The sequence below is a fragment of the Pseudomonas sp. HS6 genome (assembly GCF_023375815.1).
GTDB lineage: Bacteria > Pseudomonadota > Gammaproteobacteria > Pseudomonadales > Pseudomonadaceae > Aquipseudomonas.
In genome coordinates this window covers 3,211,226-3,235,809 of the sequence record NZ_CP067412.1, presented here as the reverse complement: position 1 = coordinate 3,235,809, position 24,584 = coordinate 3,211,226, and the positions used below count along the sequence as shown (strand labels likewise).

Sequence of the window (24,584 nt, the reverse complement as noted above, 5' to 3'; positions counted from 1 at the left end):
GCGCCCTCACCCCAGCCCTCTCCCGGAGTGAGAGGGAGCCGACCGAGGTGTCTTGCGTCATACATCGACCTGAAATACCGAGTCGATTATGGATTCACGGAGAATCGTTCACGTCGGCGCCGAGGTGTATTACGCGATACGCCGATCTTTAAATCTGGTCGATTATGGATTCAGAGCAAATCGCTCACGTCGGCGTATCTCTCCAATATCCCCCATTCGGTCCCCTCTCCCCCCGGGAGAGGGCTAGGGTGAGGGCAAACGATCCAAAGCCGAAAGTCGCCCTTCAATAAACCGCCGTTCCGGCTCTTGCCGGGTCAACTCCAGCGCCCGCAAATAAGCCGCCCGTGCCTCCCCAACCCGCCCCAACTGCCGACAAAACTCCGCCCGCGCCGAATGCGCCAGGTGGTAATCCTGCAACTCCCCCCGGTCCAGAATCCCCTCAATCAAGGTCAACCCGGCCAGCGCTCCATCACGCTTGGCCACCGCCACCGCCCGGTTCAACTCGATCACCGGCGACGGCACCGCCCGCAACAACACGTCATACAGCCCAACGATCTGCTGCCAATCCGTCTCCCCCGCCGTCGGCGCTTCGGCATGCACCGCCGCAATCGCCGCTTGCAGGCAGTAAGGCCCGAAGTGTCTCGTGGTCAGTGCCTTTTCCACCAGATCGCAGCCTTCGGCGATCAGCTCGGTATTCCACAATTCGCGATCCTGATCATCCAGCAGAATCAGTTCACCATCAGGCGTCGACCGCGCCGACCGCCGCGATTCGTGCAGCAGCATCAACGCCAGCAAGCCCATGACTTCCGGGTCCGGCAACAACTCCAGCAACAACCGCCCGAGGCGGATCGCCTCGCGGGTCAGGTCTTCACGGGTGACCTGGGCGCCGCCGGATGCTGAATAACCTTCGTTAAACACCAGATAAATCACCCGCAGCACACTGTCGAGGCGTTCGGGTAATTCGCTCAGGTTCGGCACTTGATAAGGGATTTTCGCGTCGCGGATCTTGGCCTTGGCGCGCACGATGCGCTGGGCAATCGCCGCCGGGGCCGAGAGAAATGCGCGGGCGATTTCCTCGGTGGTGAGGTCGCAGACTTCACGCAGGGTCAGCGGAACTTGCGCGTCCGCCGCCAGTGCCGGGTGACAGCAGGTAAAAATCAGGCGCAGACGATCGTCTTCCACGTCTTCAGCGTCCCATTCGGACTGTTCCAATTCTTCCAGTTGCGCCAGCAACAATGGCTGCGAGGCCTTGAACCGTGCGCGCCGACGCAACACGTCGATGGCCTTGAAGCGCCCGGTGGACACCAGCCACGCACGCGGATTGTCCGGTACGCCGTCGCGCTGCCAACGCTCGACCGCGACAAAGAACGCCTCATGCAAAGCTTCTTCGGCGAGGTCGAAATCGCCAAGCAAGCGGATCAGTGTCGCGAGGATCCGCCGCGAGTCTTCGCGATAGATCTGCTCGACCCGGGCCGCGACCTCAGACATTCAACTGCCGCACGGGACGCACTTCGACACTGCCGACCCGGGCTGCCGGAATGTTACCGGCGACCTGAATCGCTTCGTTGAGATCCCGCGCGTCGATCAGGTAGAAGCCGGCCAACTGCTCCTTGGTTTCGGCGAACGGGCCGTCGGTGATCGACAACTTGCCGTTGCGCATGCGCACCGTGGTGGCGGTCTGCACCGATTCCAGCGCTTCGGCGGCGACCATCCGGCCGCTGCCCTGGATCGATTCGGCGTAGGCCCAGCATTCGGCGTCTTCCGGGCTGTCGGGGGACGAATGCAGCAGGCGCTCATCGCTGTAGACCAGGCATAAATACTTCATGGCGTTCTCCTGAATCGGACGGATCAACTATGGCTGAAGATCAGGGTTTCGCATCGAACAGGGTCGAGCCAGTCATCGGATCGAACGGCGCCGACCAGTGTTCGTGGGCAATTTTCCACACCCCGCCGACCAGCCGATAGCAGGCGGTGGCGCGCATCCAGCAACTCTGGGCTTCACCCTTTTCATTGGTGCCGCCGCAATTGGCCACCCAATGGGCGAAGGCGATGTTGTCCCCGGTCTCGATGGCAATTTCATGGAATTCGAAAATGTGCGGGCCGGGGCACATTTCCATGCAGGCCACCCAGTGGGCGCGGTAGGCCTCTTTGCCCTTGAATTGCAGGGCCTTGATCGCATCGAACGAGAGGATGTCGTCGGCGTACAGGGTCATGACCTTTTCCACGTCCTTGGTCATGACAGCCTGACGGTAGGTGTCGATCACGGCTTGAATCTGCGCTTGTGTACTCATGGGTTTTCTTCCTGGTTTTTGTTGTGAAGACACCTTTAGTCGCTCGGCAATTGGCCGGATCGACAACCGAAACAAAAAATTTCCGAAGAAGACAAAATCGCTAGAATCCGAGCCTCATCTTTGTAGGAAAAAGGAAATTCCCGTGTCAGCCCGACTCGTGCCTTACGAAAACCTGAACGCCACCCAACGCCAACAGGTCGAGGCCATAGAAATCCACGCCGAGCAGATCAAGTTCTCCGGCGACATCCACGGCGCCCTGCACACGCTGCTGTCGAAACCCGGCCCCGGCGTGAAGGGTTTTGCGTTGCTGGCCGAGGACGTACCGGTGGCCTTCCTGCTGCTCAAGCGCCCGCCCGTTCTGCCGGAATGGGCCGATGAACACAGCGCCACCCTGCATGCATTGCAGGTCGATCACCGGGCCCAGGGCAAGGGTTATGGCAAGGCCTGCCTGCTGGCGCTGCCGGACGTTGCGCGTCAGGCATGGCCGGACATCAAAGGGCTGGAACTGTCAGTGGATGCCGACAACGACGCCGCGATTGCGCTGTACGCCAAGTATGGCTTCGTCGACAGCGGCGAAGCGTACAAGGGGCGCATTGGTTACGAGCGGCGCATGGGTCTGTTCTTCTAATCGTCGAGGGAGCAACGATGATCGATTCAATCGAAGCACTGGAAGCTATTTACGGATTGCCCCACGAGCGAGCGGTACGCAAGCAGATCGGTTTTCTCAACGAGGACTATCAGGCGATGGTCCGGGTCTCGCCGCTGGTGATCGTCAGCTCGGTGGGCGCCGACGGCATCGACGGTTCACCGCGCGGCGATGCACCGGGGTTTGTGCGGATCATCGACGAGCACACCCTGGCCCTGCCGGATCGCCCGGGCAACAACCGCATCGATACCTTGCGCAACGTGCTGCACGATCCGCGGGTGTCGCTGCTGTTCATCATTCCGGGGATTGGCGAGACGTTGCGGGTCAACGGCACCGCGACCATCAGCGCTGATCCGGAGTTACTGGAAAGCTTTGCGGTCAACGGCAAACCGGCGCGCACGGTGTTGCTGGTGACGGTGGAGGCGGCGTTCTTTCACTGCTCGAAAGCGTTTGTGCGTTCGGATGCGTGGAATCCGCAAACTCACTTGCCGCGCTCGGCGCTGCCGACGGCGGGTGCGTTTCACAAGCGTCTGAACGACGGCCAGTTCGATGCCGAGACCTACGATCGCGAAGCCCCGGCGCGGGTGCGTGAAACGCTCTACTGAAGTCTTTACAGGGTCAGGATCATCTCGTGCCACGCCATCCCGCCGTGGTCGGACTCGGACGGCTTGATATAGGCAAAACCGAATCCGGCGTACAGCGGGATGTGCCGATCCTTGCACATCAGGTGAATCGTCGCCTTGCCTTGGGCGCGCATGCGCTCGATGAATTCGCCCAGCAGACGTTTGGCCAGGCCCAGGCCTTGATAGTCCGGATGCACCACCACCGACATGATCACAACATTCGGCCCCGCCGGGTCGTGGCCGATCAGTTCCTTGAACGCCTCGTCGGACATCTGCACCTCGAACGCCGCACCGGAGTTGATGAACCCGGCCACCTGCCCGTCCACCTCAGCGACGATGAAACCGTCCGGCCAGGTGGCGATGCGCGTGGCGATCTTCTCGCGGGTCGCGGCTTCGTCACCTTCATAGGCGAGGGTTTCAATGGCGTAGCAGCGGTCCAGGTCGGCGGCGGTGACGTGGCGGATGACGGTGTTCATGGCGGCTCGAAATCAGTGAAAACAGGGCCGCCAAGGATAAAGGAATAAGGTGTTCATATCGATCCGCACGGGCGGCGTAAAGCCTGCGTATAAGCGCTTTTCTTCGGATTCGGGACGGTCTATTCCTGACCACTGTCTCTGATCACCCGAAGGGGAACAGTTTATGAGCAGCGTGGAAATCGGTTTGTTGATGGTGTTGGGTATCAGCTTTTTCGGCTTCATCACCCTGGGCATCGACCTGTTGCGGGCACGACGGATCAAGGGCAAGTAAGGCTTGATCGGCAGCGCGAAGCGAATTCGCGCTGCCGGTCATTCATCAGGTTTTCTTTTCGACCGGGACGCAGATTTCCAGCGTGCCGGCATTGGTTTTCGGATTGAAATCGGCGCTGTAGCGTTCCAGCTCCGGGGCGTTGAGGCCCTTGTATTCGGAGGCCGGCAGCCAGGTCTTGTAGATGTACTCAATGGTCTGCGGCAGAAGATCCAGCGAACCCTTGTGCTCGAACACCGCGTACTGACGCGGCAGGATTTCGATCCACGGATACTTTTCCTGCGGGAAGTCATCCAGCTTCCTGATCTCGACCCCGGCCATGTAATCGAAACCGCCGTTGCCGTCGAAATTGCTGCAGACGCCGTAGGTCACTTCGCCCTTCTGCCCCGGAATATTTCCGATGTGCGGGATCAGTTTTTCCCACAGTGCGGGGATGTCCTGGACGGTCTCTTTGGTGAAACGATCGCGAAAACCTGCAATCAGCAGGAAGTGTCCATGTTCGAAGCGAGGTTCAGCCACTTCGACGCGTTTTTGCTCATCCATGACTCGACTCCTTGGAACGAAAAAAGTGGGTTCGGCTGGGAGTATAGAAGCCAAACCCGATTCGCACATTTACAGCGTATGCAGGGCCTCGGCCGCGCCGGAGCCGACGAACTCGTTATAACCGGATACGATCACGTAGACCGCGAAATAGCAGAAGATCGCCGCAGATGCCATGTAGGAATAGCGCAGCAGCTTGTCGCCCAGCAGTTTGCCGCCATGGCTCGCCGCAAAGCACAGACCCGCCGACCACAACAGCCCGGCACACAGGAAGCCGCCGAGGAACAGCGCCGAGCTTAGCGGGCCGCCGCCACCGGAGCGGGCGATCAAGGTACCGCCCACTGCCGCGAACCAGAGGATGGCGCTCGGCGACGACATGGCGAGAAAGATCCCACGGAAGAATTCCTTGCGATGGGAGTTCTGGCCGACCTCCGCCGTCTCCGCCAGCATCGCTTCGTGGTGGATCGCCGAATAGATCATCTTCGCCGCGAAGTAGATCAACAGCGCCGAACCACCGATCCACAGCACCCAGCGCACGGTTTCGTATTGCAGCAGAACGGTCATCCCGGCCAGCGCCAGAACGGCGTAGATCAGGTCGCCGACGCAGGTGCCGAGGCCCAGGGCAAAACCCTGAAAATAGCCGCGCTGCATGGCCAGGGTGATCATCGCGATGTTGGCTACGCCGATGTCCAGGCACAGCGAAAGGCTCAGCAAAAAGCCGCTGGTGAATTCCATTAACCGTTTTCCTTGGGAAAAATTGTTGTCATACACGCTGGACAGTCTGCCATCGCTGCCCTTATCTTCCGCCACAGGTCACCGCAGTGACCAGCGTCGCTCGGACGGTTCCGGGCGCTTACGTTATCCGAGGCAACAATGGCTGAACAAGGTTCGCCGCGCCGCTTTGCGCGCATAGATCGACTCCCCCCTTACGTTTTCAACATCACTGCCGAGCTGAAGATGGCCGCCCGACGTCGTGGCGAAGACATCATCGACTTGAGCATGGGCAACCCCGACGGCGCCACACCGCCGCACATCGTTGAAAAACTGGTGCAGGTTGCACAACGCGAAGACACCCACGGTTACTCCACGTCCAAGGGCATTCCGCGCCTGCGTCGGGCGATTTCCAATTGGTACAAGGAACGCTACGAGGTCGATATCGACCCGGAAAGCGAAGCCATCGTCACCATAGGTTCCAAGGAAGGCCTGGCCCACCTGATGCTGGCGACCCTGGATCAGGGCGACACCGTGCTGGTGCCGAACCCGAGCTACCCGATTCACATCTACGGTGCCGTAATTGCCGGCGCCCAGGTACGGTCGGTGCCGCTGGTGCCGGGTGTGGACTTCTTCGCCGAGCTGGAGCGGGCGATTCGCGGCTCGATCCCGAAACCGAAGATGATGATTCTGGGCTTCCCGTCCAACCCTACCGCGCAGTGCGTGGAGCTGGACTTCTTCGAGCGGGTGATCGCCCTCGCCAAACAGTACGACGTGCTGGTGGTGCACGACCTGGCCTACGCCGACATCGTCTACGACGGCTGGAAAGCCCCGTCGATCATGCAGGTGCCGGGCGCCAAGGACATCGCGGTGGAGTTTTTCACCCTGTCCAAGAGCTACAACATGGCGGGCTGGCGGATCGGTTTCATGGTCGGCAACCCGGAACTGGTCAACGCCCTGGCGCGGATCAAGAGCTACCACGACTACGGCACTTTCACCCCGCTACAGGTTGCCGCGATTGCTGCGCTGGAAGGCGATCAGCAGTGCGTACGCGACATCGCCGAGCAATATCGCCAGCGCCGCAACGTGCTGGTCAAAGGCCTGCATGAACTGGGCTGGATGGTCGAGAACCCGAAAGCTTCGATGTACGTCTGGGCGAAAATTCCCGAAGCCTATGCGCATCTGGGTTCGCTGGAATTTGCCAAGAAGCTGCTGGCCGAGGCCAAGGTCTGCGTCTCGCCGGGTGTCGGATTTGGTGAGTACGGCGACGATCACGTGCGCTTCGCACTGATCGAGAACCAGGACCGGATTCGTCAGGCGGTACGCGGGATTCGCGGGATGTTCCGAGCGGATGGCCTGGCGACCAAGTAACTGCCCCCTCCCCACACCTGATCGTTCCCACGCGGACGATTCGACGCCTCGACGTGGGAACGATCAACTCGCGAATTGCACCCACAAAAAAACCGCATCGCTGCGGTTTTTTTGTGCCTGCATCTTCTTAAACGAAGAGAGGCTTAAACGAACAGTGACAGCAGCAGGATAAAGCCCAGCGCAACCACCGACAGGATGGTTTCCATCGCGGTCCAGGTCTTGAAGGTTTCCGCCACGGTCATGTTGAAGTACTGCTTCACCAGCCAGAAACCGGCATCGTTGACGTGGGACAGGATCAAGGAACCGGCGCCGGTGGCCAGCACCAGCAACTCACGGTTCACACCCGGGATCATCCCCACTACCGGCACCACAATGCCCGCGCCAGTGATGGTCGCCACGGTGGCCGAACCGGTCGCGATACGGATCACCGCTGCCACCAGCCATGCCAGCAGGATCGGCGAGATCTGTGCGCTGACCGCCATGTGGCCGATCACGTCGCCCACACCGCTGGTCACCAGCATCTGCTTGAAGCCACCACCGGCACCGATGATCAGGATGATCGCGGCGGTTGGCGCCAGGCTGGCGTCGAGCCATTTGAGCATCTGCTGAGAACCGATGCCCTGCTTGGCACCGAAGGTGTACAGCGACAGCAGCAATGCCAGCAGCAGCGCCGAGATCGGGTGACCGATCATGTCCATCCAGGTACGGAAGAAATGACCGTCCGGCAGCGCCACGTCGGCGAAGGTTTTCAGCAGCATCAGGAACACCGGCAGCAGCACGGTGACCAGGGTGATGCCGAAGCTTGGCAACTTGGCCGAATCGGTTTCACGGGCCAGTTGATCGACCAATTCCTGGTTCGGATGACCCGGAATGTGCTTGGCGATGAACGTACCGAAGATCGGGCCGGCAATGATGGCAGTCGGCAGCGCGACGATCAGACCGTAGAGAATGGTCTTGCCGATGTCGGCACCGAACACGCCGATAGCCAGCAGCGGGCCCGGGTGTGGCGGTACCAGGCCGTGCACGGCGGACAGGCCGGCGAGCAGCGGGATACCGATTTTGATGATCGACACACCGGTGCGGCGAGCGACGATGAACACCAGCGGAATCAGCAATACAAAGCCGATTTCGAAGAACAGCGGAATGCCCACCAGGAACGCGGCGAACATCATTGCCCACTGCACGCGCTCTTTGCCGAACGCGCGAATCAGGGTCTGGGCGATCTGATCGGCACCGCCGGATTCGGCCATCATTTTGCCGAGCATGGTGCCCAGCGCAAGGATGATGCCGACGAAACCGAGCACGCCACCGAAACCGTCCTGGAACGCCTTGATGATGGTGCCGATCGGCATGCCGGACGTCAGGCCGAGGAACGCGGCGGCGATGGTCAGGGCAATGAAGGGATGGAGCTTGAACTTGGTGATCAGGACGATGAGTCCGATCACCGTGACCACTGCATCGAGCAGCAGGTAGGCGTCGTGGGACATGCCAAACATTGGGGGTGTCTCCTGGCTTGTTGTTGTTATTAAAGCGGGTTAATCAGAAGTCGTGAGGACAGCGCTATCTGCATGAACACACTCATACCGCCTGCTTCAGGCCATGGGCCTGCCACCAGACGTGGGCTTGTCCGGCAAGCTCTTCAACGCTGTGGATCGAAGCATTCAGGGCCAGGGTCAACGGCTCGCCCTTGGGCGATTCGAGGGTGGCGAACTGGCTTTCGATCAAGGTGGCCGGCATGAAGTGGCCCGGACGGTGGGACACACGTTCGGCGGCAACTTCCGGCGTCAATTCGAGGAACACGAAGCCCAGGCCCGGCAAGGCGCTGCGCAACACTTCGCGATAACTGTGCTTGAGGGCCGAGCAGGTCAGCACCGGGCGTTCGCCCAGGGCGTCGACGCGACGCAGTTCATCGCACAGGCTGTCGAGCCAGCCGGCACGGTCTTCGTCGTTCAGGGGGATCCCCGCGCTCATCTTTTCGATGTTCGCGGCCGGATGGAAAGTATCGCCTTCAATGGCAGTGGCGCCGCTCAATTGGCACAGGGCCTCGCTGACGCACGTCTTGCCGCAACCGGCAACGCCCATGATGACCAGGGCGGTGATGGGATGATTCATGAAACACCTCAGCGCGCAGACAGCGCTACCTTTGCTAACTATGACTCTAGTGCACAGGCAGAAATTGCCGACGCCTTCTTGTCGTTTTTTTGGGTTGCAGCAGGTTTTGTCCCAACGCCAAAAAGCGAGGATCAGGCAGGACCTCGCTTACGCATTTGCAGCTGCATAAGGACAGCGCTACCTTAGTGCCTTGATTTTTGTTTGGCAAGCCGCCCGATGACCACCCCTAAAAACGATAAAAACACCCGCACCACCGGCCGTCCCACCCTCAATGAAGTCGCCCGGCTGGCCGGGGTCAGTCCGATTACGGCTTCTCGCGCCTTGCGCGGGGTCAGCACTGTCGCTACCGAACTGGTGGAAAAAGTGCAAAAAGCCGCGCAGGAACTCAACTACGTGGTCAACCCCGCCGCCCGCGCCCTGGCCTCGGCCCAGAGCCATTCGGTGGTGGTTCTGGTGCCTTCGCTGGCCAACCTGTTGTTCATCGACACTCTGGAAGCCATTCATCGGGTGCTCACGCCCAAGGGCTTCGAAGTGCTGATCGGCAACTTCCACTATTCCCGCGATGAAGAAGAAAATCTGCTGCGCAACTACATGGCCTATCAGCCACGGGGTTTGCTGCTGACCGGTTTCGACCGCACTGAAAGTTCGCGGCGGATGATCGAGGCCAGCAACATTCCCTGTGTGTACATGATGGAACTGGACAGCGCCGCCGGAGTGAACTGCGTCGGATTCTCCCAGCTCAGCGCCGGGGAAACCGCCGCCGAACATTTGCTGTCCCGTGGCCGCAAGCGCTTGGCATACATCGGCGCGCAACTCGATCAACGCACCCTGTTGCGCGGTGAAGGCTTTCGCAAAGCACTACAGAAGGCCGGTCGCTACGACCCGGATCTGGAAGTGCTGACCCCGCGTTCATCCTCCGTGGGCCTGGGCGGAGAGCTGTTCCTGCAACTGCTGGCGGCGCATCCGGATGTCGACGCGATCTTCTTCGGCAACGACGACCTGGCTCAGGGCGCATTGCTCGAAGCGCTGCGCAACGGGATCAAGATCCCCGAGCAAGTGGCGATCCTCGGTTTCAACGACTTGCCGATGTCGGAGCACATGGTGCCGCGCCTGAGCAGCATCAACACCCCGCGTGAAGCCATCGGCCGGCGTGCGGCGGAGCAGATGCTGACGCTGATGGCCGGCAACAGCGTGGCGCGGCCGGTCGAGGACATGGGCTTCGAACTGAAAATCCGCGAGAGCACCTGACTCAACTCCCCAGCAACTCCACAAGAGCCAGCGCGCCCTTCTGCAACGGCTGGCTCTTGAGCCACACCGCGTGCACCGGCAGCACCAGACCGTTTTCGATGTTGCGGAAATTCAGCCGTTTCAACCGTCCGTTATCGAGCCACGGCTGCACCACCGACAACGGGAAATTGCCCCAGCCCAACCCTGCCTCGACCATCTCCAGCGCGGTCTCCAGGCTGTCGGTGCGCCAGTGGGACTCGGCCACCAGCGGCCGGGTTTCGCTGATCGGCAAGTCGCGACTGCCAACGACGATCTGCCGCACATGCACCAGATCTTCAAGAAACAGATCCTGCCCCTGCAACAGCGGGCTGTCCGCCGCCAGCGTGGCGATCATCCGTTCACTGCCGACAAACTGAAAGCGCTCCAGCACGTTCACGCTCAACCCGGCGAACGCCAGGCACACGCTGACCCGCCCACTGTGGAGCATCGCCAGCACGTCATCCTGCGGCGCGGTCAGCACTTCGATGTCGAGCAGCGGGTGGCGCTCACTGATGTCCTTGATCGCCGCCAGCAAACGTCGCCGATCAATGTCCGCCGCCACGCCAATCGATAACTTGCTCTCCAGCCCCAGCGACAACTGCACCGCGTGCACCTGCAATTGCTTGAGCTGATCGGCGATCAGTCGCGCATGGGGCACCAGCGACAGCGCCATCGCCGTAGGTTGGGGTTCGCGATGGCTGCGGTCGAACAGCGGATAGCCGAGTTCGGCCTCCAGATTGCCGATGGCCATGCTCACCGCCGACGGGACTTTGCCCAACGCCCTGGCTGCGGCGGAAAACGAGCCGCGCTCAATCACTGCGAGAAACAGCTCGATGCTTTCGCTGTTGAAATTCACATCATTTACCTATCAATAAAACTGAAAGCTACTGACTTTTTCTGTCACCTCCATTGAAGCTATCTTTCGTCGCCTTCGCCAGCCCCACTGGCCACCCGTCGCAAGAAAGAGGCAATTCCCCATGCAAGGCGTCAAACGCAAACTGGTCTATGTGTCGCTCTATGAAGTGATCGGCATGACCTTCTCGGCTCTCGGCCTCGCCTTGTTGTCCGGCACTTCGCCCGGCAGCACTGGCCCGCTGGCGGTGATCATCACCACCATCGCCGTGACCTGGAACTTCATCTACACATCACTGTTCGAGCACTGGGAAAGCCGTCAGGTGTCGCGCACCCGCACGGTCAAACGCCGCATCGCCCACGCCGTCGGTTTTCAACTGACGCTGATCGTGTTCCTGATTCCGCTGATCGCCTGGTGGATGAACATCAGCCTGATCCAGGCCTTTTTGTTGGACCTGGCGCTGATCGTGTTCATCCCTTGCTACACCTTTGCGTTCAACTGGCTGTTCGATAAGGTGTTCGGCTTGCCGGCCTCGGCGCTGCCGGATCCGGTACCCGCAGCATGAATCGCTAATCCGTAAGCGGATATTGCAAGAAATCGGCGGTTTTACTGCTTAAGCCGCCGATATAAACAATCCTTGATTTCCGATAGCAGGCTAAGCTTTTCCATCATAAAAAAATGGATCGGCCCATGACTGCACACGCCCCCGCCGCCGCGCAAAGCGACGGTATCGACCCGATACGCGCCGCACAGGTTTCCGCCCGCATCGACCGTCTTCCGGCGGTCGCCACGATCTGGCGGCTGGTGGCGCTGCTGTCGATCGGTGGTTTCTTCGAACTCTACGATCTCTTCCAGACCGCCTACATCAGTCCCGGACTGATCCGCGACGGCATCTTCGCCACCGGCAATCAGGGCGTGTTCGGGTTCTCCGATCAGGCCGCGTTTGCCTCGGCGACGTTCCTTGGATTGTTTCTAGGTGCCAGTTTGCTCAGTCCGTTGGCGGACCGCTTCGGGCGGCGGGCGATCTTCACCTTCGCGCTGGTCTGGTACACCGTGGCCACGGTGCTGATGGGCGTGCAGAGTTCGGCGCTGGGGATCATCTGCATGCGTCTTCTGGTGGGCATCGGCCTCGGCATCGAACTGGTGACCATCGACGCCTACCTCTCGGAACTGGTGCCAAAACGCATGCGCAGTTCGGCGTTTGCCTTCGCGTTTTTTGTGCAGTTCCTGTCGGTGCCGGCGGTGGCGCTGATGTCTTGGTGGCTGGTGCCGCAGGCGCCGTTCGGGGTGTCCGGCTGGCGTTGGGTGGTGCTGGCCAGTGCGGTGTTCGCGCTGTTTATCTGGTGGCTGCGCAAACGCCTGCCGGAGTCGCCGCGCTGGCTGGCCCAGCATGGTCGCTTCGATGAAGCGAACCGGATTCTCGATGACATCGAAGCGCGCTGCGAGAAGGATTACCGTAAACCACTGGACGCGCCGGAAGCCGTGGCCGTCGATGTTGAAGGCAAGGGCCGTTTCGCCGACATCTGGCAACCGCCGTACCGGCGCCGCGCACTGATGCTGATCGTCTTTCACATCTTCCAGGCCATCGGTTTCTTCGGTTTCGGCAACTGGCTGCCAGCGCTGCTTTCCGGTCAGGGTGTCAGCGTCACTCACAGCCTGATGTACGCGTTCATCATCACCCTCGCCTACCCGCTCGGGCCGTTGTTGTTCGTCAAATTCGCCAACCGCTTCGAGAACAAGTGGCAGATCGTCGGCTCAGCCTTGGGCGCCATGACCTTCGGCACGTTGTTCGCGTTGCAGACCAGCGCCTTCGGCCTGATCTTCTGCGGCGTGATGATCACCTTCTGCAACGCCTGGCTGAGCTTCAGTTACCACTCCTATCAGAGCGAACTGTTCCCCACCAACATCCGCGCCCGGGCGGTGGGGTTCTGTTACTCGTTCAGTCGTTTGTCGACGGTGTTCAGCAGCCTGTTGATCGGTCTGTTCCTCGACCACTTCGGCACGCCGGGGGTGCTGGCGTTCATTGTCGTCAGCATGCTGATCGTGATGCTGACCATCGGCTATTTCGGCCCCCGCACCCGTAACCTCGCGCTGGAAAACATCGCCCATCGCTGACGGGCGACGGTCATCTTCTGCCGCCGGACGGCAAAGGATGACCGCTTCCGAAAACCCGCAACGCCTTAACCTGCTGAATCCACGGGGCTTGTTCTGGCGGCACGGTAATTGCTGCTTTACCGCCGACAGCAATTACCACAAGGTCCTTCATCATGTTGGTCAGTTCGAAACAGGCGAATTTGATTCATCTGCCCAAGCGCCTCACCGAAGACGCGACAGCGTCGGCGGCTGCCGGTCTGCAAGGCGGGCTCCACGGCGCCATGCTGCAATCGCTGCAAAACCAGGCGCAGGGGCAAACCACTGACGCCACCAACCAGATTCAAAGCTCGGCCACGCAACTCGCCACCCAGCAAGTCAGCGAAGCCACGCGCATCAGCGACAACGTCGATGAGGCGTTCGCCAAGACCCGCGTTGGCCTGCAGACTTCTGACGCTTCGCAGACCAAGACCACCGGCACTTCCGCTACCGACGAATTCAAGGACTACATGAGCAAGACGCCGGAACAGCGTCTGCGCGACAGCATCCTGAAGGAAATGGGTTTGACCGAAGACGACATCAAAGCCATGCCGCCAGAGAAACAACTGGCCATCGGCAAAGAGATCGCCGATCGCCTGCAGGACAAGATGAAACTGGCCGAAGCCGAGAAGCAGAACAAACAAGATGCCAACTCGGTCAAGATCAGCGACCAGTCGGCAGACAAGTTCCTCGCTTCGCTTTAAAGAACGGCGCAATGAAAAAGGATCCCTCAGGGATCCTTTTTTTCAGCCGTGAAGCCGTCAGTTCAACTGCAACGTCTCGTTGAACTGGCTGATCGCATCCACCACATGCCGCGAGCCCTGCTGAATCTCCCGGATCGCGTCGCCCGCCTCGTTCGCCAGTTCCACCCCGAGCCCGGTGCGGCTCAGGCTCGACTGCATGCTCGACACCGCACTCAGTGACAACTCATGGTTCTTGCGCACCACATCGACGATCTCCAGGGTCGCCTGACTGGTCCGCGCCGCGAGGCTGCGCACTTCGTCCGCCACCACCGCAAAACCGCGTCCGTGCTCGCCCGCCCGCGCCGCTTCGATGGCCGCGTTGAGTGCCAGCAGGTTGGTTTGATCGGCGATCCCGCGAATGGTCTGGACGATGGTGCCGATGATGTCCGACTGCTTGCTCACCGCATCGATGCTCAGTGCCGCTTCATTGAGGTCGCGGGAAATGTCCTGAATGATCTGCACCGTTTGCTGCACGACCTGTGAGCCTTTTTGCGCGCAGGCGTCGTTTTGTACCGAGGTGCTGTGGGCCGATTCCGCAGCGGTCTGCAAGGTGGTCATCTGGTGCGTGATGTCGCTGGCGAACTTCACCACTTTGTACAATCGGCCCTTGGCGTCGAACAACGGGTTGTACGAGGCTTCGAGGTAAACGGTCTGCCCGGACTTGTTCTTGCGCTCGAACCGGTGTGAGTGATATTCGCCGCGATTGAGCGAGGCCCAGAAAGCCTTGTACTGCGCCGACTCGGCTTCGGCACGGTGACAGAACAGACTATGGTGATGGCCAACGATCTCGTTGAGCGAGTACTGCATGGTCCGGAGGAAGTTGTCGTTGGCCGTGATCACATTGCCTTCCGGGGTGAACTCGATCACCGCCATCGAGCGGCCGATCGCCGCCAGCATGCTTTCCTCTTCCTTTTCCTTGTTCACGCGCGCCGTAATGTCCGACGCCACTTTGATCACACTTCTGACTTGTTTGTCCGGGCCATAGACCGGCATGTAACTGGCCTCGAGCCAGATCTCCTGACCGCGCTTGTTCAAACGCAGGAAAGTCCCGCTGATCGGCTCGCCACGGGCCAGATCACGCCACAACTTGGCGTATTCCTCGCTGCGGTAAAACTCCTCTTCGCAAAAGACCCGGTGATGTTTGCCACGCACTTCCTCGGCGCTGTAGCCCATGGTCTTGCAGAAGTTGTCATTGGCATCCAGAACGATGCCGTCGGGGGTGAATTCGATCATTGCCATCGAACGGCTGATCGCCTCCAACTTGGCGTTGGCTTCGGTCAGGGCACAGCTGAAGCGTTCGATTTCCTGCAGGTCAGCCTTGTGATGTAGGTTGAACATGTCTCTATCACCTTCCGCGCGGTCTTTTGATTTGATGAAAGTTCAGGTCTTTCAGAATCCACCACTACGTTCCACAGAACAGGCACACGCATTCCTCCACAGGAGGAAGTTGTCAGGTGATAAACGATGATTAATCAAAGAGTCCATGCAGCGACGCTCTAATCAAGACATCCTTCTCTTGATAGCCCGCGAGCGGGCCATTCCTAACATGCAGAAGAACTTCCATTTAAAAACAGCTCCTTGTCGGTCAAGTGTCGGTGCCTTGGATTGCGCACTCTGGCAGCTTTGAGATCGGTAACCGCTAGCGGTCGGAGCCCATTGGATGGCGTTCGACATAGTTAGTTATGAATGAGCATAGACAGCGCAAAGCCTTGCGCAAGGCCACTAGTCGGCCAGCAATGAGGGAGTTCGGACAGGAAATGGACGAGAAACGGTTCAGCGCAAAAAACGTTTTTCCTGCTCGGACGCCATCGCGGGCAAACCACGCTCCCACAGGTACCACGCTAGCTTGAACATTGCGCAGAACCCTGTGGGAGCGGGCTTGCCCGCGATGGCGTCGGTGCAGCACTACAGAAATATAGGAAAAGAACTACAGACTGCCGCTCACCTTATTCGCCACCTCACCCGGCACCCACGATTTCCACACTTGTGGTTGATCACGCAGGAACGCTTCAGCGACTTGGCGTGGTTGCTGGCGCTTCTCGCTCATCCCGGCCAGGGTCTGGTTCAGCAAATCGATCGGCAAATCGACCTTTTCAAAGAACGTCACCAGTTCCGGATACCGCGCCTTGAACGGCGCCGACACGCCAATCGCCAGGCTCGCCGGCATCGAGCGGGTGCCTTTCGGATTAGGGTTATTGGCATCGGCCAGGGTCTTCCAGGCTTCGGCGTCGAACGGTGGCTCTTCCAGCTTCACCAGTTTGAAGCGACCGAGCAGCGGCGTTGGCGACCAGTAGTAGAACAGCACCGGTTTGCCGCGCTTGATCGACGACGCCACCTCAGCATCCAGCGCCGCGCCGGAACCGGTGCGGAAGTTGACGAAGCTGTCATTCAGCGCATACGCCTTGAGCTTCTGACTGTTGACGATTTCCGAGGTCCAGCCGGTCGGGCTGTTGAGGAAACGCCCGCGACTCGGGTCCTCAGGGTCTTTGAATACATCCTTGTAGCGCGGCAGGTCGGCCACGGATTTCAGCTCCGGCGCCAGCGGTTTGATCCCGCGCTCGGGGTCACCCTTGATCACATATTCCGGCACCCACCAGCCTTCGGTTGCGCCCTTCACCGTGTCACCGAGGCCGAACACCTTGCCTTCGGCGGCAGCTTTGACCCACGCCGGACTGCGCCCGGCCCACTCTTCGCCAATCACTTGAATGTCGTTTTTCGCCAGCGCCGCCTCGAGGCTGACGGTGCTGCCCGGCAGCGTGTCGGTCGGGTAGCCGTAGCCTTTCTCGACAATCAGACGCAGTACTTCGGTGATGAAGCTGCCGCTTTCCCAGGTGATGTCGCCGAAGTGAATCGGCGCGGTTTTTTCCGCTGCCACGGCGTGGCCGGCTGTAAGGGTCAGGGCCAGCAGCGAACTGCCGAGCAGGGTTTTGATCGATCTCATGCGGACCTCTTGTTCTGGGAGGAAATCAGGGTTTGGTTGGCGCTGTGGCGGTTGCACAGGGCTTGGGAGCGGGTCATGTACATGCTCACCGAACGCTGGGAGATGCCCAGTTCGGCAGCGATTTGTGGGTAGGTCAGGCCGTCGATGCGGGCCAGCAGAAAGGTTGAGCGCACCTTGCCCGGCAGGCGCTGGAGCGTCCGGTCCAGATGCTTGAGGCTCTGCGACAGGTCGGCGAGTTCTTCGGGAGACGGCGCGTGGTCGAGGTCACTCTGTTGCAGTTGATGCAGATGCCGACGCTCCAGATCACCCCGCCGCCAGCGCTCGTAAAGCAGCCGCTGGGCAATGGTGGTGAGCAACGCGCGGGGTTCGCGGATGGCGGTCAGGCCCGGTGCCTCGAGCAGTTGCGCGAAGGTTTCGGCGGCAATGTCTTCGGCGCTGGCTGCATCATTCGATTGCCGACGCAGACGTGCGCACAACCATGGGTAATGGTCGCGAAACAACGTGTTCACATGATTGCGATGGGATGAGTCGGCGCCGGACATGGGGGCTCCTTGGTCAAGGGTCGCTGAATGTCCGGTCGTCCGGTGGCGCGATCCTAGCAAGGTGCCTTATGCGTTAAAAATACTTAAAAAGAATTTTTATATTCCATTAATGAATTAGCCGGAGCCGCTACCGCAAGCGGCCATAACCCAGTTCTTCGGCCTCGCGCTGATAATCCAGCAGGACGAGGTAATCGCCTTCGCTGGCGGGAAGCACTTCGGGCAAACCGAGGATACGAGCCACATCAGGCAAGTCTTGCAGGCTGCGGTTCATCGCCCGGCGCAGGTGTTCGATCTGCGTGTCCGAAGCACTGGCAGCGGTGATGAAGGGCAAGGTCGGGCTGAACGCACTGCGCGCCACCACCCGCAAACCACTGACCTCTTCGGCGGCGTGCTGCGTCAGGTAGGCAAAGGTCACGCTGTCGATGGCCGCCAGATCGGCGCGATCTTCGCGCAACCAGCGCAGGCTTTCGCGATGGCCGCCACTGAGGCCGACCGAAGCGAAAAACTGACCGTCCCGCTGCAATGGCGCCAGACGCTGGCGCAACAGGTTCATGCCGCTGTTGGAGTCTTCGCTGTTGATCACCCCGCGACTGTCGAAGAACTCCGCCAGACTGCGGCGCGGATCATCGGCACGGGCAAGAATCAGGCTGCAATGGTTGCCGGCGCTGGCGTCCGGTAATTCGTAGCGTGGACGGCCGACAATCCGGACCTGACCACGCAGCGCGGTCATCAACGGATAGCCGCAGGTCTGGGTCAACAGCAACTGCGGCGACAGCCAGAGTTCGGGCAGCGACAAGCCTTCGGCCTTGAGTCGCGAGCGGCCCAGGTGATCGAGAATCCGCGCGAGCCACTGTTCGTTCGCCGCGCGGATCGACTCGGGTGCGGTGTACATCAACAGCTCTGCGTAACCTGACGTCATGGTGGCCTCAAATAAACGGATGCTGCGGGCTGTCAATCGGTTTGATGCCGTGCCGGCGCCACAATTGCCCATAACCTTGCACCAGAAATCCGCCACTGCGCGCGACCCATTGCTCCCGGCGCATACGGTAAGCCTTGGGCAAGTCGTACCAGGCCAGCTTCGGCAAATCGTGATGCACCAGATGAAAATTCAGGTTCAGGAACAACCAGCGCCACGGCCACCCGGCTTCGTTGAGCACCGTGCGCTGTTCCGGTTGTACGTGCGGCCGGTGTTCATAGTAGGAGCGAATCATCGCAATCGACAGCGCCGGAACGCTGATCAAAAACAGGTAATGCCAGATCGGCAATACGCTGTAGCGGGCGATGAAAAACAGCATCAGCACGGTCAGGGCACCGTGGGTCAGCCACATCAGCCAAGCCTGACGCTCGCCATTTTTCAGACGCTGCAGTTCTTCGCCGGCCAGCGCCAGCAACGCCAGCGGCGCACCAAGAATGAATCGGCCTAATACGGTCTTGTTCAGCCAGTGCAGGCTGCGTTCGAACAGCGAACTGCCCTGCCAGCGCTCGGCACTCAGGTAACGGCTTTCAGGGTCGATGCCGGGGATCGTCAGGTCTTCATCGCGATGGTGCTGCAAATGGCTGTCGCGATAGAGCGTGTAGGGATACCACACGGCGAATGGCGCATAACCGAGAACTTTGTTCACAAAGGTCCAGCGCGTCGGATGCCCGTGGAGCAATTCGTGCTGCACCGACAGCCACAGCACCAGCAACGGAATCAGCAGCAAGGTGCTCCACCAGAGGCCCAGCCATCCGCTGCCCAGCACAATCGCGAACCAGCTGCCGTACACGCCGATCAGCAGCAGCCAGGTCGGCCACTCGGTGCGGGCGGTGAAGCGCTGGCGCAGGGTTTCGATTTGCTGACGATGGCGATCGTCAAAGTAATGGGCCATGGCGTTGCTCGGAAAAGGAGTCCATTCCTTCTGTGCAACGACAACGGAAATTCTTGCAGTTTATTTTTTACAGAGAACGCGGGAGCCCGGATCCGGGCTCCCGAAAGACATGATCAATGGCCAAATATGTCGACTTTTTTCGCCCTTTTCTCGTGGCGTTTCTCGATGGCGGTCTTGGCCGGTTTCTTCTTCGCGGCTTTCTTCGAATCCATACCTTTGGACATGATGCGTACTCCACTCAGAGGGGATGTGAGATCAGGTATACACCTATCCCGGCGAGCACGTTGTTTTATAATCCGCGGCTTTTGCACCGGCAGTCCGATTCATGACCGACATCCGTTACAGCCAGCTTGACGACCTGTCCTGGCCCTTGATGAACAAGTTCTACCGCCAACATCAATCGTCGATGAAAGCGGTGCGCGAGGCGCAATTTTGGGTGGCGCGGCGCGAGGAAATCGTGGCTGCGTTGTGCCTGCGGCCGGTGTTCGGCGGGCATTGGCTGACCGGGTTGTTCGTCGACCCGGCCTGTCGCGAGCAAGGCATTGCAGCGCAATTGATTGCAGAAGCGGTGAAGGACGTCGAGGCGCCGGTGTGGCTGTTCTGCCACCCGGACTTGCGCGGTTTCTACGAGCGGCGCGGCTTCACCTTCGACCCTGCCCTGCCCCAGGCGATGGCCGAGCGTTTGAGCCGTTATGCGCGGAGCAAGCCGATGATTGCCATGGAGCTGGCGCCGCGCCTTGGCTAGTCAGTCGTCGGCGTTGGGATCGAGATCCGGGAACATCACCTCGGTGTAACCGAACTTGCTGAAATCGGTGATGCGCGACGGGTACAGCCGACCGATCAAGTGATCGCATTCATGCTGCACCACCCGCGCGTGGAAGCCCGATGCAACGCGCACGATCGGCTCGCCCTTGGGGTCGACACCTTCGTAGCGGATCTGCTGATAACGATCCACTGCGCCCCGCAGGCCGGGCACCGACAGACAGCCTTCGAAGCCCTCTTCCATCAAGGGACTCAACGGCGTGATCAGCGGATTGATCAGGATCGTCTGCGGCACGGCTTCGGCGTCCGGGTAACGCTCGCTGTGCTCGAAACCGAAGATCACCAGTTGCAGGTCGACGCCGATCTGCGGCGCGGCCAGGCCGACACCGCCGACGCTTTCCATGGTCTGGAACATGTCGTCGATCAGTTGCCACAGCTCAGGGCTATCGAGCATTTCGGCAGGCACTGGCGGGGCAATGCGCAGCAGGCGTTCGTCGCCCATCTTCAGGATTTCACGGATCATGATCAGGCTTCGTCTGTGTTCGGGTCGAGCGAATGATCGCGCCCAAGTCCGGAAACGTGTTGTTTGGGATGTTCATCGAGTTCGCCGGGGACTTTCTCTCCCGGGTCCTTGCCCTCGCTGGACATGTGTTCGATCACCGCATTCATCTCCGCGCCCAGCAACAGCACGGCGGCGGAAATGTAGAAATACAGCAACAGCACGATGATCGCACCGATGCTGCCATACATGGCGTTGTAGTTGGCGAACGTCTTGACGTAAAACGCGAACCCCAGGGACGCGATGATCCACACCACCACCGCCAGCACCGAGCCCGGGGTGATGAAACGGAACTCCTGTTTGACGTCAGGCATCACGTAATAAATCAACGCGACGGCGACCATCATCAGGATCACGATCACCGGCCAGCGAGCGATGGTCCATACGGTGACGATGAAGTCTTCCAGCCCGAACTGACCCGCAATCCAGCCCATCACCTGAGGCCCCAGCACCATCAGCGCCGCGGCGGCCAGCAACATGCCGGCGATGCCGACGGTGTAGAAAATCGACAGCGGGAAGCGCTTCCAGATCGGCCTGCCTTCGACCACGTCGTAGGCCGCATTCATCGCGCTCATCATCAGGCGCACACCGGCGGACGCGGTGTACAGGGCAACGACGATACCCACTGAAAGCAGGCCGCCCTTGGATTGCTGCAACTGGTCGATCACCGGGTTGACCTGCTCCAGCGCCTGGGGCGGCAACACCAGCTCCGATTGCAGGCGCAGCCAGGAGAAGAAGTCCGGCAGGTGCAGGAAGCCGATCAGGGCAATCAGGAACAGAATGAACGGGAACAGCGAGAACAGCATCTGGTAGGCCAGTGCCGAGGCATAGGTCGACATCTCGTCGTCCATGAACTCGGTGACGGTACGCACGATGACCCGGTGCAGGGGCAGGCCTTTCATGTCGGGGAAAATCATTCGCGTCTCCTTTCGCCGCAAAACAGGTTGAAGTCGTGGCGACTCAGGGGCCGTTTTTCTCTCATCAAAGTAGCTTACTTGGCGACTTTGAAACACTGTGATCCGTGACTGTATGTGAACGGGACACGAAAACGGCCATCCTTGGATGGCCGCTTCGGTGTTTCGTTCAAGGCTGGATCAAGCCTTGTCGACGCCTTTCTTGATCGCATCCTTGGCTTTGCCCACCGCTTGCTGGGCCTCGCCTTTCTTCTCTTGCAGTTTGCCTTCGGCTTGCAGCTTGGTGTTGTCGGTGGCTTTGCCGACACCCTGCTTGACGTTGCCGACGGCTTCGTTGGCCATGCCTTTTACTTTATCGCCTGTGCTACTCATGGTGTTTCTCCTTGGTGCATTGAAGGGGAAAAGTCAGTACGTAATGATTGACTGGCCCGGTTTGCCCCAAGTTTCATTTATTTTCAGGGCTTCATTTCGTCGCGACGTGCAGGTTGCGCTTTATGTTTGTGAGCGTAGCCCCGAGAATGCCCACCATAAGGGCGCCAGGCGCCACAGAACTGATCCCGCAGGAATGTTATGAAACTCGATAAAAAGCAGGCCATCGCCCGTCGCAACCAGGAACTGGGCGGTGCCGTGCTCGGCACCAACAACTGCCACTTCGCCGAACTGAACCGCAACCGCAATATCTGGTGGTTCGATCTGCCGGTGACGCGCCTGGCGATCGGTCAATACGAGTGGATTCACCTGTTGATGCACACCCCGGCCACCGACGAACTGCTGCACCTGAAAGTGCCGACCGTGTTTCTGCGCGAGAAGCTCGAAGGCCTGGTGATCCGCAACGAAGGCAAGCGCAAGGCAGCCCTGAGCCTGGAACTGAGCGCCGACAAGGACTCCTACCTGCAGGACATGCGCCCGGCGGGGACCAACGTGAATTTCGCGCCGTTCCGTCAGTAAGATTAGGGGAGCCCTCTCCCCTCACCCTAGCCCTCCCGAAACGTCGGACCGCCCGGAGGGAGAGGGGACCGACCGAGTAGTCTTCACGAAGTACACCGACCTGAAATATCGAGTCGAACTCGGGTTTTGAACAGCCCCCGATCGGCTCCCTTCCCCCCTCGCCCCCTTGGGGGCGGTCCGACGTTTCGGGAGGGCTGGGGTGAGGGGGTAGGATTTACCAGACACCGCAAATCCTTACATGCACCAACAAAAAGCCCCGCATCTGCGGGGCTTTTTATTTTACGCGGCGTTCTTCGCCTTGATCTTCTTCAGCTCTTCGTCGCGCAACTCGCGGCGCAGGATCTTGCCGACGTTGGTGGTCGGCAGCGCATCGCGGAATTCCACCGAACGCGGCACCTTGTAGCCGGTGACGTTGGCGCGCATGTGCTCCATCACCGTTTCCTTGGTCAGCGTGACGCCTGGTTTGGCGACGATGAAGATCTTGATCGCTTCGCCCGACTTCTCGTCCGGAATGCCGATGGCCGCGCACTGCAACACGCCCGGCAGGGTCGCCAGCACGTCTTCCAGTTCATTCGGGTACACGTTGAAACCAGAGACCAGGATCATGTCTTTCTTGCGATCGACAATGCGCATATAGCCGTCCGGCTGGATCAGCGCGATGTCGCCGGTCTTCAACCAGCCTTCGCTGTCGAGCATCTCGTCGGTGGCTTCCTGACGCTGCCAGTAGCCCTTCATCACTTGCGGACCCTTGACGCACAGCTCGCCGATTTCGCCCAGCGGCTGCTCGACACCGGCATCGTCGATGACTTTGCACAGGGTCGACGGCACCGGAATGCCGATGGTGCCAATCTGGATGTTCTGGATCGGGTTGACCGTGGCCACCGGGCTGGTTTCGGTCATGCCGTAACCTTCGCAGATCGGGCAACCGGTGACCGCTTTCCAGCGCTCGGCCGCAGCCAGTTGCAGGGCCATGCCACCGGACAGGGTGACTTTCAGCGCCGAGAAATCCAGCTTGCGGAAACCTTCGTTGTTGCACAGGGCCACGAACAGCGTGTTGAGGCCGACGAAGCCGCTGAACTTCCACTTCGACAGTTCCTTGACCATCGCCGGCAGGTCGCGCGGGTTGCTGATCAGGATGTTGTGGTTGCCGATCAGCATCATCGCCATGCAATGAAAGGTGAACGCATAGATGTGGTAAAGCGGCAGCGGGGTGATCAGGATCTCGCAACCTTCATTGAGGTTGGAGCCCATCAGCGCCTTGCACTGCAGCATGTTGGCGACGAGGTTGCGATGGGTGAGCATCGCGCCCTTGGCCACGCCGGTGGTGCCGCCGGTGTATTGCAGCACCGCGACGTCGCCGCTGTCCGGGTTGGCTTCGGCGACCGGTTGACCCTGGCCCTTGCTCAGCACGTCGTTGAACTTGACGGCTTTGGGCAGGTGATAGGCCGGGACCATTTTCTTCACGTACTTGATGACGCTGTTGATCAGCAGGCGCTTGATTGGCGGCAGCAGGTCGGCGACTTCGGTGACGATGACGTGTTTGACGCCGGTTTTCGGCACCACGGCTTCGGCCAGGTGCGCCATGTTCGCCAGGCACACCAGCGCCTTGGCGCCAGAGTCGTTGAATTGGTGTTCCATTTCCCGCGCGGTGTACAGCGGGTTGGTGTTGACCACGATCAGCCCGGCACGGATGGCACCGAAGACGGCGACCGGGTACTGCAACACGTTGGGCAGTTGCACGGCGATTCGATCACCGGGCTGCAAATCGGTATGCTGTTGCAGATAAGCGGCAAACGCACCGGACAATTCGTACAGTTCACCGTAGGTGATGGTCTTGCCCAGGTTGCTGAACGCCGGTTTGTCGGCGAAGCGTTGGCAGGATTGCTTCAACACTGCCTGAATATTCGGGTACTCGTCTGGATTGATGTCGGCAGCAATTCCAGCGGGGTACTTATCCTTCCAAAAGTCTTCGATCATGGAAGCCCACTCCTCAGCAACGCGAATTCAGCACCGCATTTGA

At 60.0% G+C, this 24,584-nt stretch carries 27 protein-coding genes; 9 read left to right on the top strand and 18 right to left on the bottom strand.

From position 1 onward, the window contains the following. Positions 1-243: 243 nt before the first annotated feature. From JJN09_RS14605 to JJN09_RS14595, 3 genes are read right to left on the bottom strand one after another with little or no spacing between them, the layout of a single operon-like run. Complete coding sequence (locus tag JJN09_RS14605) at positions 244-1,488, bottom strand: RNA polymerase sigma factor (RefSeq protein ID WP_249490717.1); 1,245 nt, start codon at positions 1,486-1,488, stop codon at positions 244-246. Beyond that, positions 1,481-1,825 carry a YciI family protein gene (locus JJN09_RS14600; RefSeq protein ID WP_007951101.1) on the bottom strand — a complete coding sequence of 115 codons (345 nt, stop codon included), beginning with the start codon at positions 1,823-1,825 and terminating at the stop codon, positions 1,481-1,483. The genes JJN09_RS14605 and JJN09_RS14600 overlap by 8 nt, the downstream gene beginning before the upstream one ends. Before the next feature lie 40 nt (positions 1,826-1,865). Beyond that, positions 1,866-2,291: an SgcJ/EcaC family oxidoreductase gene (locus JJN09_RS14595; protein ID WP_249490716.1), complete on the bottom strand. Its 426-nt coding sequence runs from the start codon at positions 2,289-2,291 to the stop codon at positions 1,866-1,868. A 142-nt stretch (positions 2,292-2,433) separates the two neighbouring features. On the opposite strand from JJN09_RS14595, the gene JJN09_RS14590 reads away from it, so the two are divergent. Together JJN09_RS14590 and JJN09_RS14585 are read left to right on the top strand one after the other, a co-directional pair. Beyond that, positions 2,434-2,919: an N-acetyltransferase gene (locus tag JJN09_RS14590; RefSeq protein ID WP_249490715.1), complete on the top strand. Its 486-nt coding sequence runs from the start codon at positions 2,434-2,436 to the stop codon at positions 2,917-2,919. 17 nt (positions 2,920-2,936) lie between these two features. Then, positions 2,937-3,542: a pyridoxamine 5'-phosphate oxidase family protein gene (locus JJN09_RS14585; protein WP_249490714.1), complete on the top strand. Its 606-nt coding sequence runs from the start codon at positions 2,937-2,939 to the stop codon at positions 3,540-3,542. Positions 3,543-3,547: 5 nt separating this feature from the next. On the opposite strand, the gene JJN09_RS14580 is transcribed toward JJN09_RS14585, so the two are convergent. From JJN09_RS14580 to JJN09_RS14570, 3 genes are all read right to left on the bottom strand, one after another. Then, positions 3,548-4,036 carry a GNAT family N-acetyltransferase gene (locus tag JJN09_RS14580; RefSeq protein ID WP_096818197.1) on the bottom strand — a complete coding sequence of 163 codons (489 nt, stop codon included), beginning with the start codon at positions 4,034-4,036 and terminating at the stop codon, positions 3,548-3,550. A gap of 316 nt (positions 4,037-4,352) precedes the next feature. Continuing rightward, on the bottom strand, positions 4,353-4,847 hold the full coding sequence (locus JJN09_RS14575; protein ID WP_249490713.1) for a GyrI-like domain-containing protein: 495 nt from the start codon (positions 4,845-4,847) through the stop codon (positions 4,353-4,355). Positions 4,848-4,916: 69 nt separating this feature from the next. After that, positions 4,917-5,579, bottom strand: a complete 663-nt coding sequence (locus JJN09_RS14570; protein ID WP_249490712.1) for a LysE family translocator — start codon at positions 5,577-5,579, stop codon at positions 4,917-4,919. Between the two features lie 138 nt (positions 5,580-5,717). Between JJN09_RS14570 and alaC the strand changes: the two genes are divergently transcribed. Beyond that, a complete protein-coding gene (gene alaC, locus JJN09_RS14565) occupies positions 5,718-6,926 on the top strand; it encodes an alanine transaminase (protein ID WP_249490711.1) in 1,209 nt (402 codons plus the stop codon). 143 nt (positions 6,927-7,069) lie between these two features. Here the strand turns inward: alaC and JJN09_RS14560 are convergent, their stop codons facing one another. Both JJN09_RS14560 and JJN09_RS14555 read right to left on the bottom strand, forming a co-directional pair. Then, positions 7,070-8,422, bottom strand: a complete 1,353-nt coding sequence (locus JJN09_RS14560) for a GntP family permease (protein WP_096818205.1) — start codon at positions 8,420-8,422, stop codon at positions 7,070-7,072. Positions 8,423-8,504: 82 nt separating this feature from the next. Further along, positions 8,505-9,038, bottom strand: coding sequence for a gluconokinase (locus JJN09_RS14555; protein ID WP_249490710.1), 534 nt, complete (start codon positions 9,036-9,038; stop codon positions 8,505-8,507). Positions 9,039-9,254: 216 nt separating this feature from the next. On the opposite strand from JJN09_RS14555, the gene JJN09_RS14550 reads away from it, so the two are divergent. Then, positions 9,255-10,286 (top strand): LacI family DNA-binding transcriptional regulator, encoded by a 1,032-nt coding sequence (locus tag JJN09_RS14550; RefSeq protein ID WP_249490709.1) that lies wholly within the window; start codon positions 9,255-9,257, stop codon positions 10,284-10,286. A gap of 1 nt (position 10,287) precedes the next feature. On the opposite strand, the gene JJN09_RS14545 is transcribed toward JJN09_RS14550, so the two are convergent. Next, positions 10,288-11,160 carry a LysR family transcriptional regulator gene (locus JJN09_RS14545; RefSeq protein WP_249490708.1) on the bottom strand — a complete coding sequence of 291 codons (873 nt, stop codon included), beginning with the start codon at positions 11,158-11,160 and terminating at the stop codon, positions 10,288-10,290. Between the two features lie 121 nt (positions 11,161-11,281). Between JJN09_RS14545 and JJN09_RS14540 the strand changes: the two genes are divergently transcribed. The 3 genes from JJN09_RS14540 to JJN09_RS14530 all read left to right on the top strand — a co-directional run bounded on the left by JJN09_RS14540 (position 11,282) and on the right by JJN09_RS14530 (position 13,991). Continuing rightward, positions 11,282-11,722, top strand: a complete 441-nt coding sequence (locus JJN09_RS14540) for a PACE efflux transporter (protein ID WP_249490707.1) — start codon at positions 11,282-11,284, stop codon at positions 11,720-11,722. Between the two features lie 125 nt (positions 11,723-11,847). Beyond that, positions 11,848-13,272 (top strand): MFS transporter, encoded by a 1,425-nt coding sequence (locus tag JJN09_RS14535; protein WP_249490706.1) that lies wholly within the window; start codon positions 11,848-11,850, stop codon positions 13,270-13,272. A 152-nt stretch (positions 13,273-13,424) separates the two neighbouring features. After that, positions 13,425-13,991, top strand: coding sequence for a hypothetical protein (locus tag JJN09_RS14530; protein WP_249490705.1), 567 nt, complete (start codon positions 13,425-13,427; stop codon positions 13,989-13,991). A 57-nt stretch (positions 13,992-14,048) separates the two neighbouring features. Here JJN09_RS14530 and JJN09_RS14525 read toward each other — a convergent pair whose 3' ends face one another. The 5 genes from JJN09_RS14525 to JJN09_RS14505 all read right to left on the bottom strand — a co-directional run bounded on the left by JJN09_RS14525 (position 14,049) and on the right by JJN09_RS14505 (position 19,381). Further along, positions 14,049-15,368, bottom strand: a complete 1,320-nt coding sequence (locus JJN09_RS14525) for a PAS domain-containing methyl-accepting chemotaxis protein (RefSeq protein WP_249490704.1) — start codon at positions 15,366-15,368, stop codon at positions 14,049-14,051. A gap of 589 nt (positions 15,369-15,957) precedes the next feature. Then, entirely contained in the window at positions 15,958-16,971 is a 1,014-nt protein-coding gene (locus JJN09_RS14520) for an ABC transporter substrate-binding protein (protein WP_249490703.1), read from the bottom strand. Next, a complete protein-coding gene (locus JJN09_RS14515; RefSeq protein ID WP_249490702.1) occupies positions 16,968-17,513 on the bottom strand; it encodes a sigma-70 family RNA polymerase sigma factor in 546 nt (181 codons plus the stop codon). Before JJN09_RS14515 ends, JJN09_RS14520 begins: the two co-directional genes overlap by 4 nt. 127 nt (positions 17,514-17,640) lie before the next feature. Continuing rightward, the gene (locus tag JJN09_RS14510) at positions 17,641-18,432 is read right to left on the bottom strand and encodes a phosphate/phosphite/phosphonate ABC transporter substrate-binding protein (RefSeq protein ID WP_249490701.1); all 792 of its coding nucleotides are present in this window, start codon (positions 18,430-18,432) and stop codon (positions 17,641-17,643) included. A gap of 7 nt (positions 18,433-18,439) precedes the next feature. Next, positions 18,440-19,381 (bottom strand): fatty acid desaturase, encoded by a 942-nt coding sequence (locus JJN09_RS14505; RefSeq protein ID WP_249490700.1) that lies wholly within the window; start codon positions 19,379-19,381, stop codon positions 18,440-18,442. Between the two features lie 325 nt (positions 19,382-19,706). Between JJN09_RS14505 and JJN09_RS14500 the strand changes: the two genes are divergently transcribed. Continuing rightward, the gene (locus JJN09_RS14500; RefSeq protein ID WP_249490699.1) at positions 19,707-20,126 is read left to right on the top strand and encodes a GNAT family N-acetyltransferase; all 420 of its coding nucleotides are present in this window, start codon (positions 19,707-19,709) and stop codon (positions 20,124-20,126) included. Here JJN09_RS14500 and def read toward each other — a convergent pair whose 3' ends face one another. The 3 genes from def to JJN09_RS14485 all read right to left on the bottom strand — a co-directional run bounded on the left by def (position 20,127) and on the right by JJN09_RS14485 (position 21,988). Then, positions 20,127-20,666, bottom strand: a complete 540-nt coding sequence (gene def / locus JJN09_RS14495; RefSeq protein WP_115078954.1) for a peptide deformylase — start codon at positions 20,664-20,666, stop codon at positions 20,127-20,129. It abuts the gene before it with no gap. 2 nt (positions 20,667-20,668) lie between these two features. Beyond that, positions 20,669-21,619 carry a YihY/virulence factor BrkB family protein gene (locus JJN09_RS14490; RefSeq protein WP_249490698.1) on the bottom strand — a complete coding sequence of 317 codons (951 nt, stop codon included), beginning with the start codon at positions 21,617-21,619 and terminating at the stop codon, positions 20,669-20,671. A 177-nt stretch (positions 21,620-21,796) separates the two neighbouring features. After that, positions 21,797-21,988 carry a CsbD family protein gene (locus JJN09_RS14485; protein WP_027612573.1) on the bottom strand — a complete coding sequence of 64 codons (192 nt, stop codon included), beginning with the start codon at positions 21,986-21,988 and terminating at the stop codon, positions 21,797-21,799. A gap of 198 nt (positions 21,989-22,186) precedes the next feature. On the opposite strand from JJN09_RS14485, the gene JJN09_RS14480 reads away from it, so the two are divergent. Then, positions 22,187-22,564 carry a hypothetical protein gene (locus JJN09_RS14480; protein WP_249490697.1) on the top strand — a complete coding sequence of 126 codons (378 nt, stop codon included), beginning with the start codon at positions 22,187-22,189 and terminating at the stop codon, positions 22,562-22,564. Between the two features lie 279 nt (positions 22,565-22,843). On the opposite strand, the gene fadD1 is transcribed toward JJN09_RS14480, so the two are convergent. After that, positions 22,844-24,541 (bottom strand): long-chain-fatty-acid--CoA ligase FadD1, encoded by a 1,698-nt coding sequence (gene fadD1, locus JJN09_RS14475; protein WP_096818229.1) that lies wholly within the window; start codon positions 24,539-24,541, stop codon positions 22,844-22,846. Positions 24,542-24,584: the final 43 nt, after the last annotated feature.

Coding starts and splice junctions, on each gene's coding strand:
- JJN09_RS14595 (WP_249490716.1), bottom strand. CDS start 2,291: ATGAGTACACAAGCGCAGATTCAAGCCGTGATCGACACCTACCGTCAG.
- JJN09_RS14540 (WP_249490707.1), top strand. CDS start 11,282: ATGCAAGGCGTCAAACGCAAACTGGTCTATGTGTCGCTCTATGAAGTG.
- JJN09_RS14485 (WP_027612573.1), bottom strand. CDS start 21,988: ATGAGTAGCACAGGCGATAAAGTAAAAGGCATGGCCAACGAAGCCGTC.
- JJN09_RS14570 (WP_249490712.1), bottom strand. CDS start 5,579: ATGGAATTCACCAGCGGCTTTTTGCTGAGCCTTTCGCTGTGCCTGGAC.
- JJN09_RS14505 (WP_249490700.1), bottom strand. CDS start 19,381: ATGGCCCATTACTTTGACGATCGCCATCGTCAGCAAATCGAAACCCTG.
- JJN09_RS14600 (WP_007951101.1), bottom strand. CDS start 1,825: ATGAAGTATTTATGCCTGGTCTACAGCGATGAGCGCCTGCTGCATTCG.
- JJN09_RS14510 (WP_249490701.1), bottom strand. CDS start 18,432: ATGACGTCAGGTTACGCAGAGCTGTTGATGTACACCGCACCCGAGTCG.
- JJN09_RS14585 (WP_249490714.1), top strand. CDS start 2,937: ATGATCGATTCAATCGAAGCACTGGAAGCTATTTACGGATTGCCCCAC.
- JJN09_RS14580 (WP_096818197.1), bottom strand. CDS start 4,036: ATGAACACCGTCATCCGCCACGTCACCGCCGCCGACCTGGACCGCTGC.
- JJN09_RS14525 (WP_249490704.1), bottom strand. CDS start 15,368: ATGTTCAACCTACATCACAAGGCTGACCTGCAGGAAATCGAACGCTTC.
- JJN09_RS14535 (WP_249490706.1), top strand. CDS start 11,848: ATGACTGCACACGCCCCCGCCGCCGCGCAAAGCGACGGTATCGACCCG.
- JJN09_RS14480 (WP_249490697.1), top strand. CDS start 22,187: ATGAAACTCGATAAAAAGCAGGCCATCGCCCGTCGCAACCAGGAACTG.
- JJN09_RS14605 (WP_249490717.1), bottom strand. CDS start 1,488: ATGTCTGAGGTCGCGGCCCGGGTCGAGCAGATCTATCGCGAAGACTCG.
- def (WP_115078954.1), bottom strand. CDS start 20,666: ATGATCCGTGAAATCCTGAAGATGGGCGACGAACGCCTGCTGCGCATT.
- fadD1 (WP_096818229.1), bottom strand. CDS start 24,541: ATGATCGAAGACTTTTGGAAGGATAAGTACCCCGCTGGAATTGCTGCC.
- JJN09_RS14575 (WP_249490713.1), bottom strand. CDS start 4,847: ATGGATGAGCAAAAACGCGTCGAAGTGGCTGAACCTCGCTTCGAACAT.
- JJN09_RS14550 (WP_249490709.1), top strand. CDS start 9,255: ATGACCACCCCTAAAAACGATAAAAACACCCGCACCACCGGCCGTCCC.
- JJN09_RS14520 (WP_249490703.1), bottom strand. CDS start 16,971: ATGAGATCGATCAAAACCCTGCTCGGCAGTTCGCTGCTGGCCCTGACC.
- JJN09_RS14530 (WP_249490705.1), top strand. CDS start 13,425: ATGTTGGTCAGTTCGAAACAGGCGAATTTGATTCATCTGCCCAAGCGC.
- JJN09_RS14500 (WP_249490699.1), top strand. CDS start 19,707: ATGACCGACATCCGTTACAGCCAGCTTGACGACCTGTCCTGGCCCTTG.
- JJN09_RS14515 (WP_249490702.1), bottom strand. CDS start 17,513: ATGTCCGGCGCCGACTCATCCCATCGCAATCATGTGAACACGTTGTTT.
- JJN09_RS14555 (WP_249490710.1), bottom strand. CDS start 9,038: ATGAATCATCCCATCACCGCCCTGGTCATCATGGGCGTTGCCGGTTGC.
- JJN09_RS14560 (WP_096818205.1), bottom strand. CDS start 8,422: ATGTTTGGCATGTCCCACGACGCCTACCTGCTGCTCGATGCAGTGGTC.
- alaC (WP_249490711.1), top strand. CDS start 5,718: ATGGCTGAACAAGGTTCGCCGCGCCGCTTTGCGCGCATAGATCGACTC.
- JJN09_RS14490 (WP_249490698.1), bottom strand. CDS start 21,619: ATGATTTTCCCCGACATGAAAGGCCTGCCCCTGCACCGGGTCATCGTG.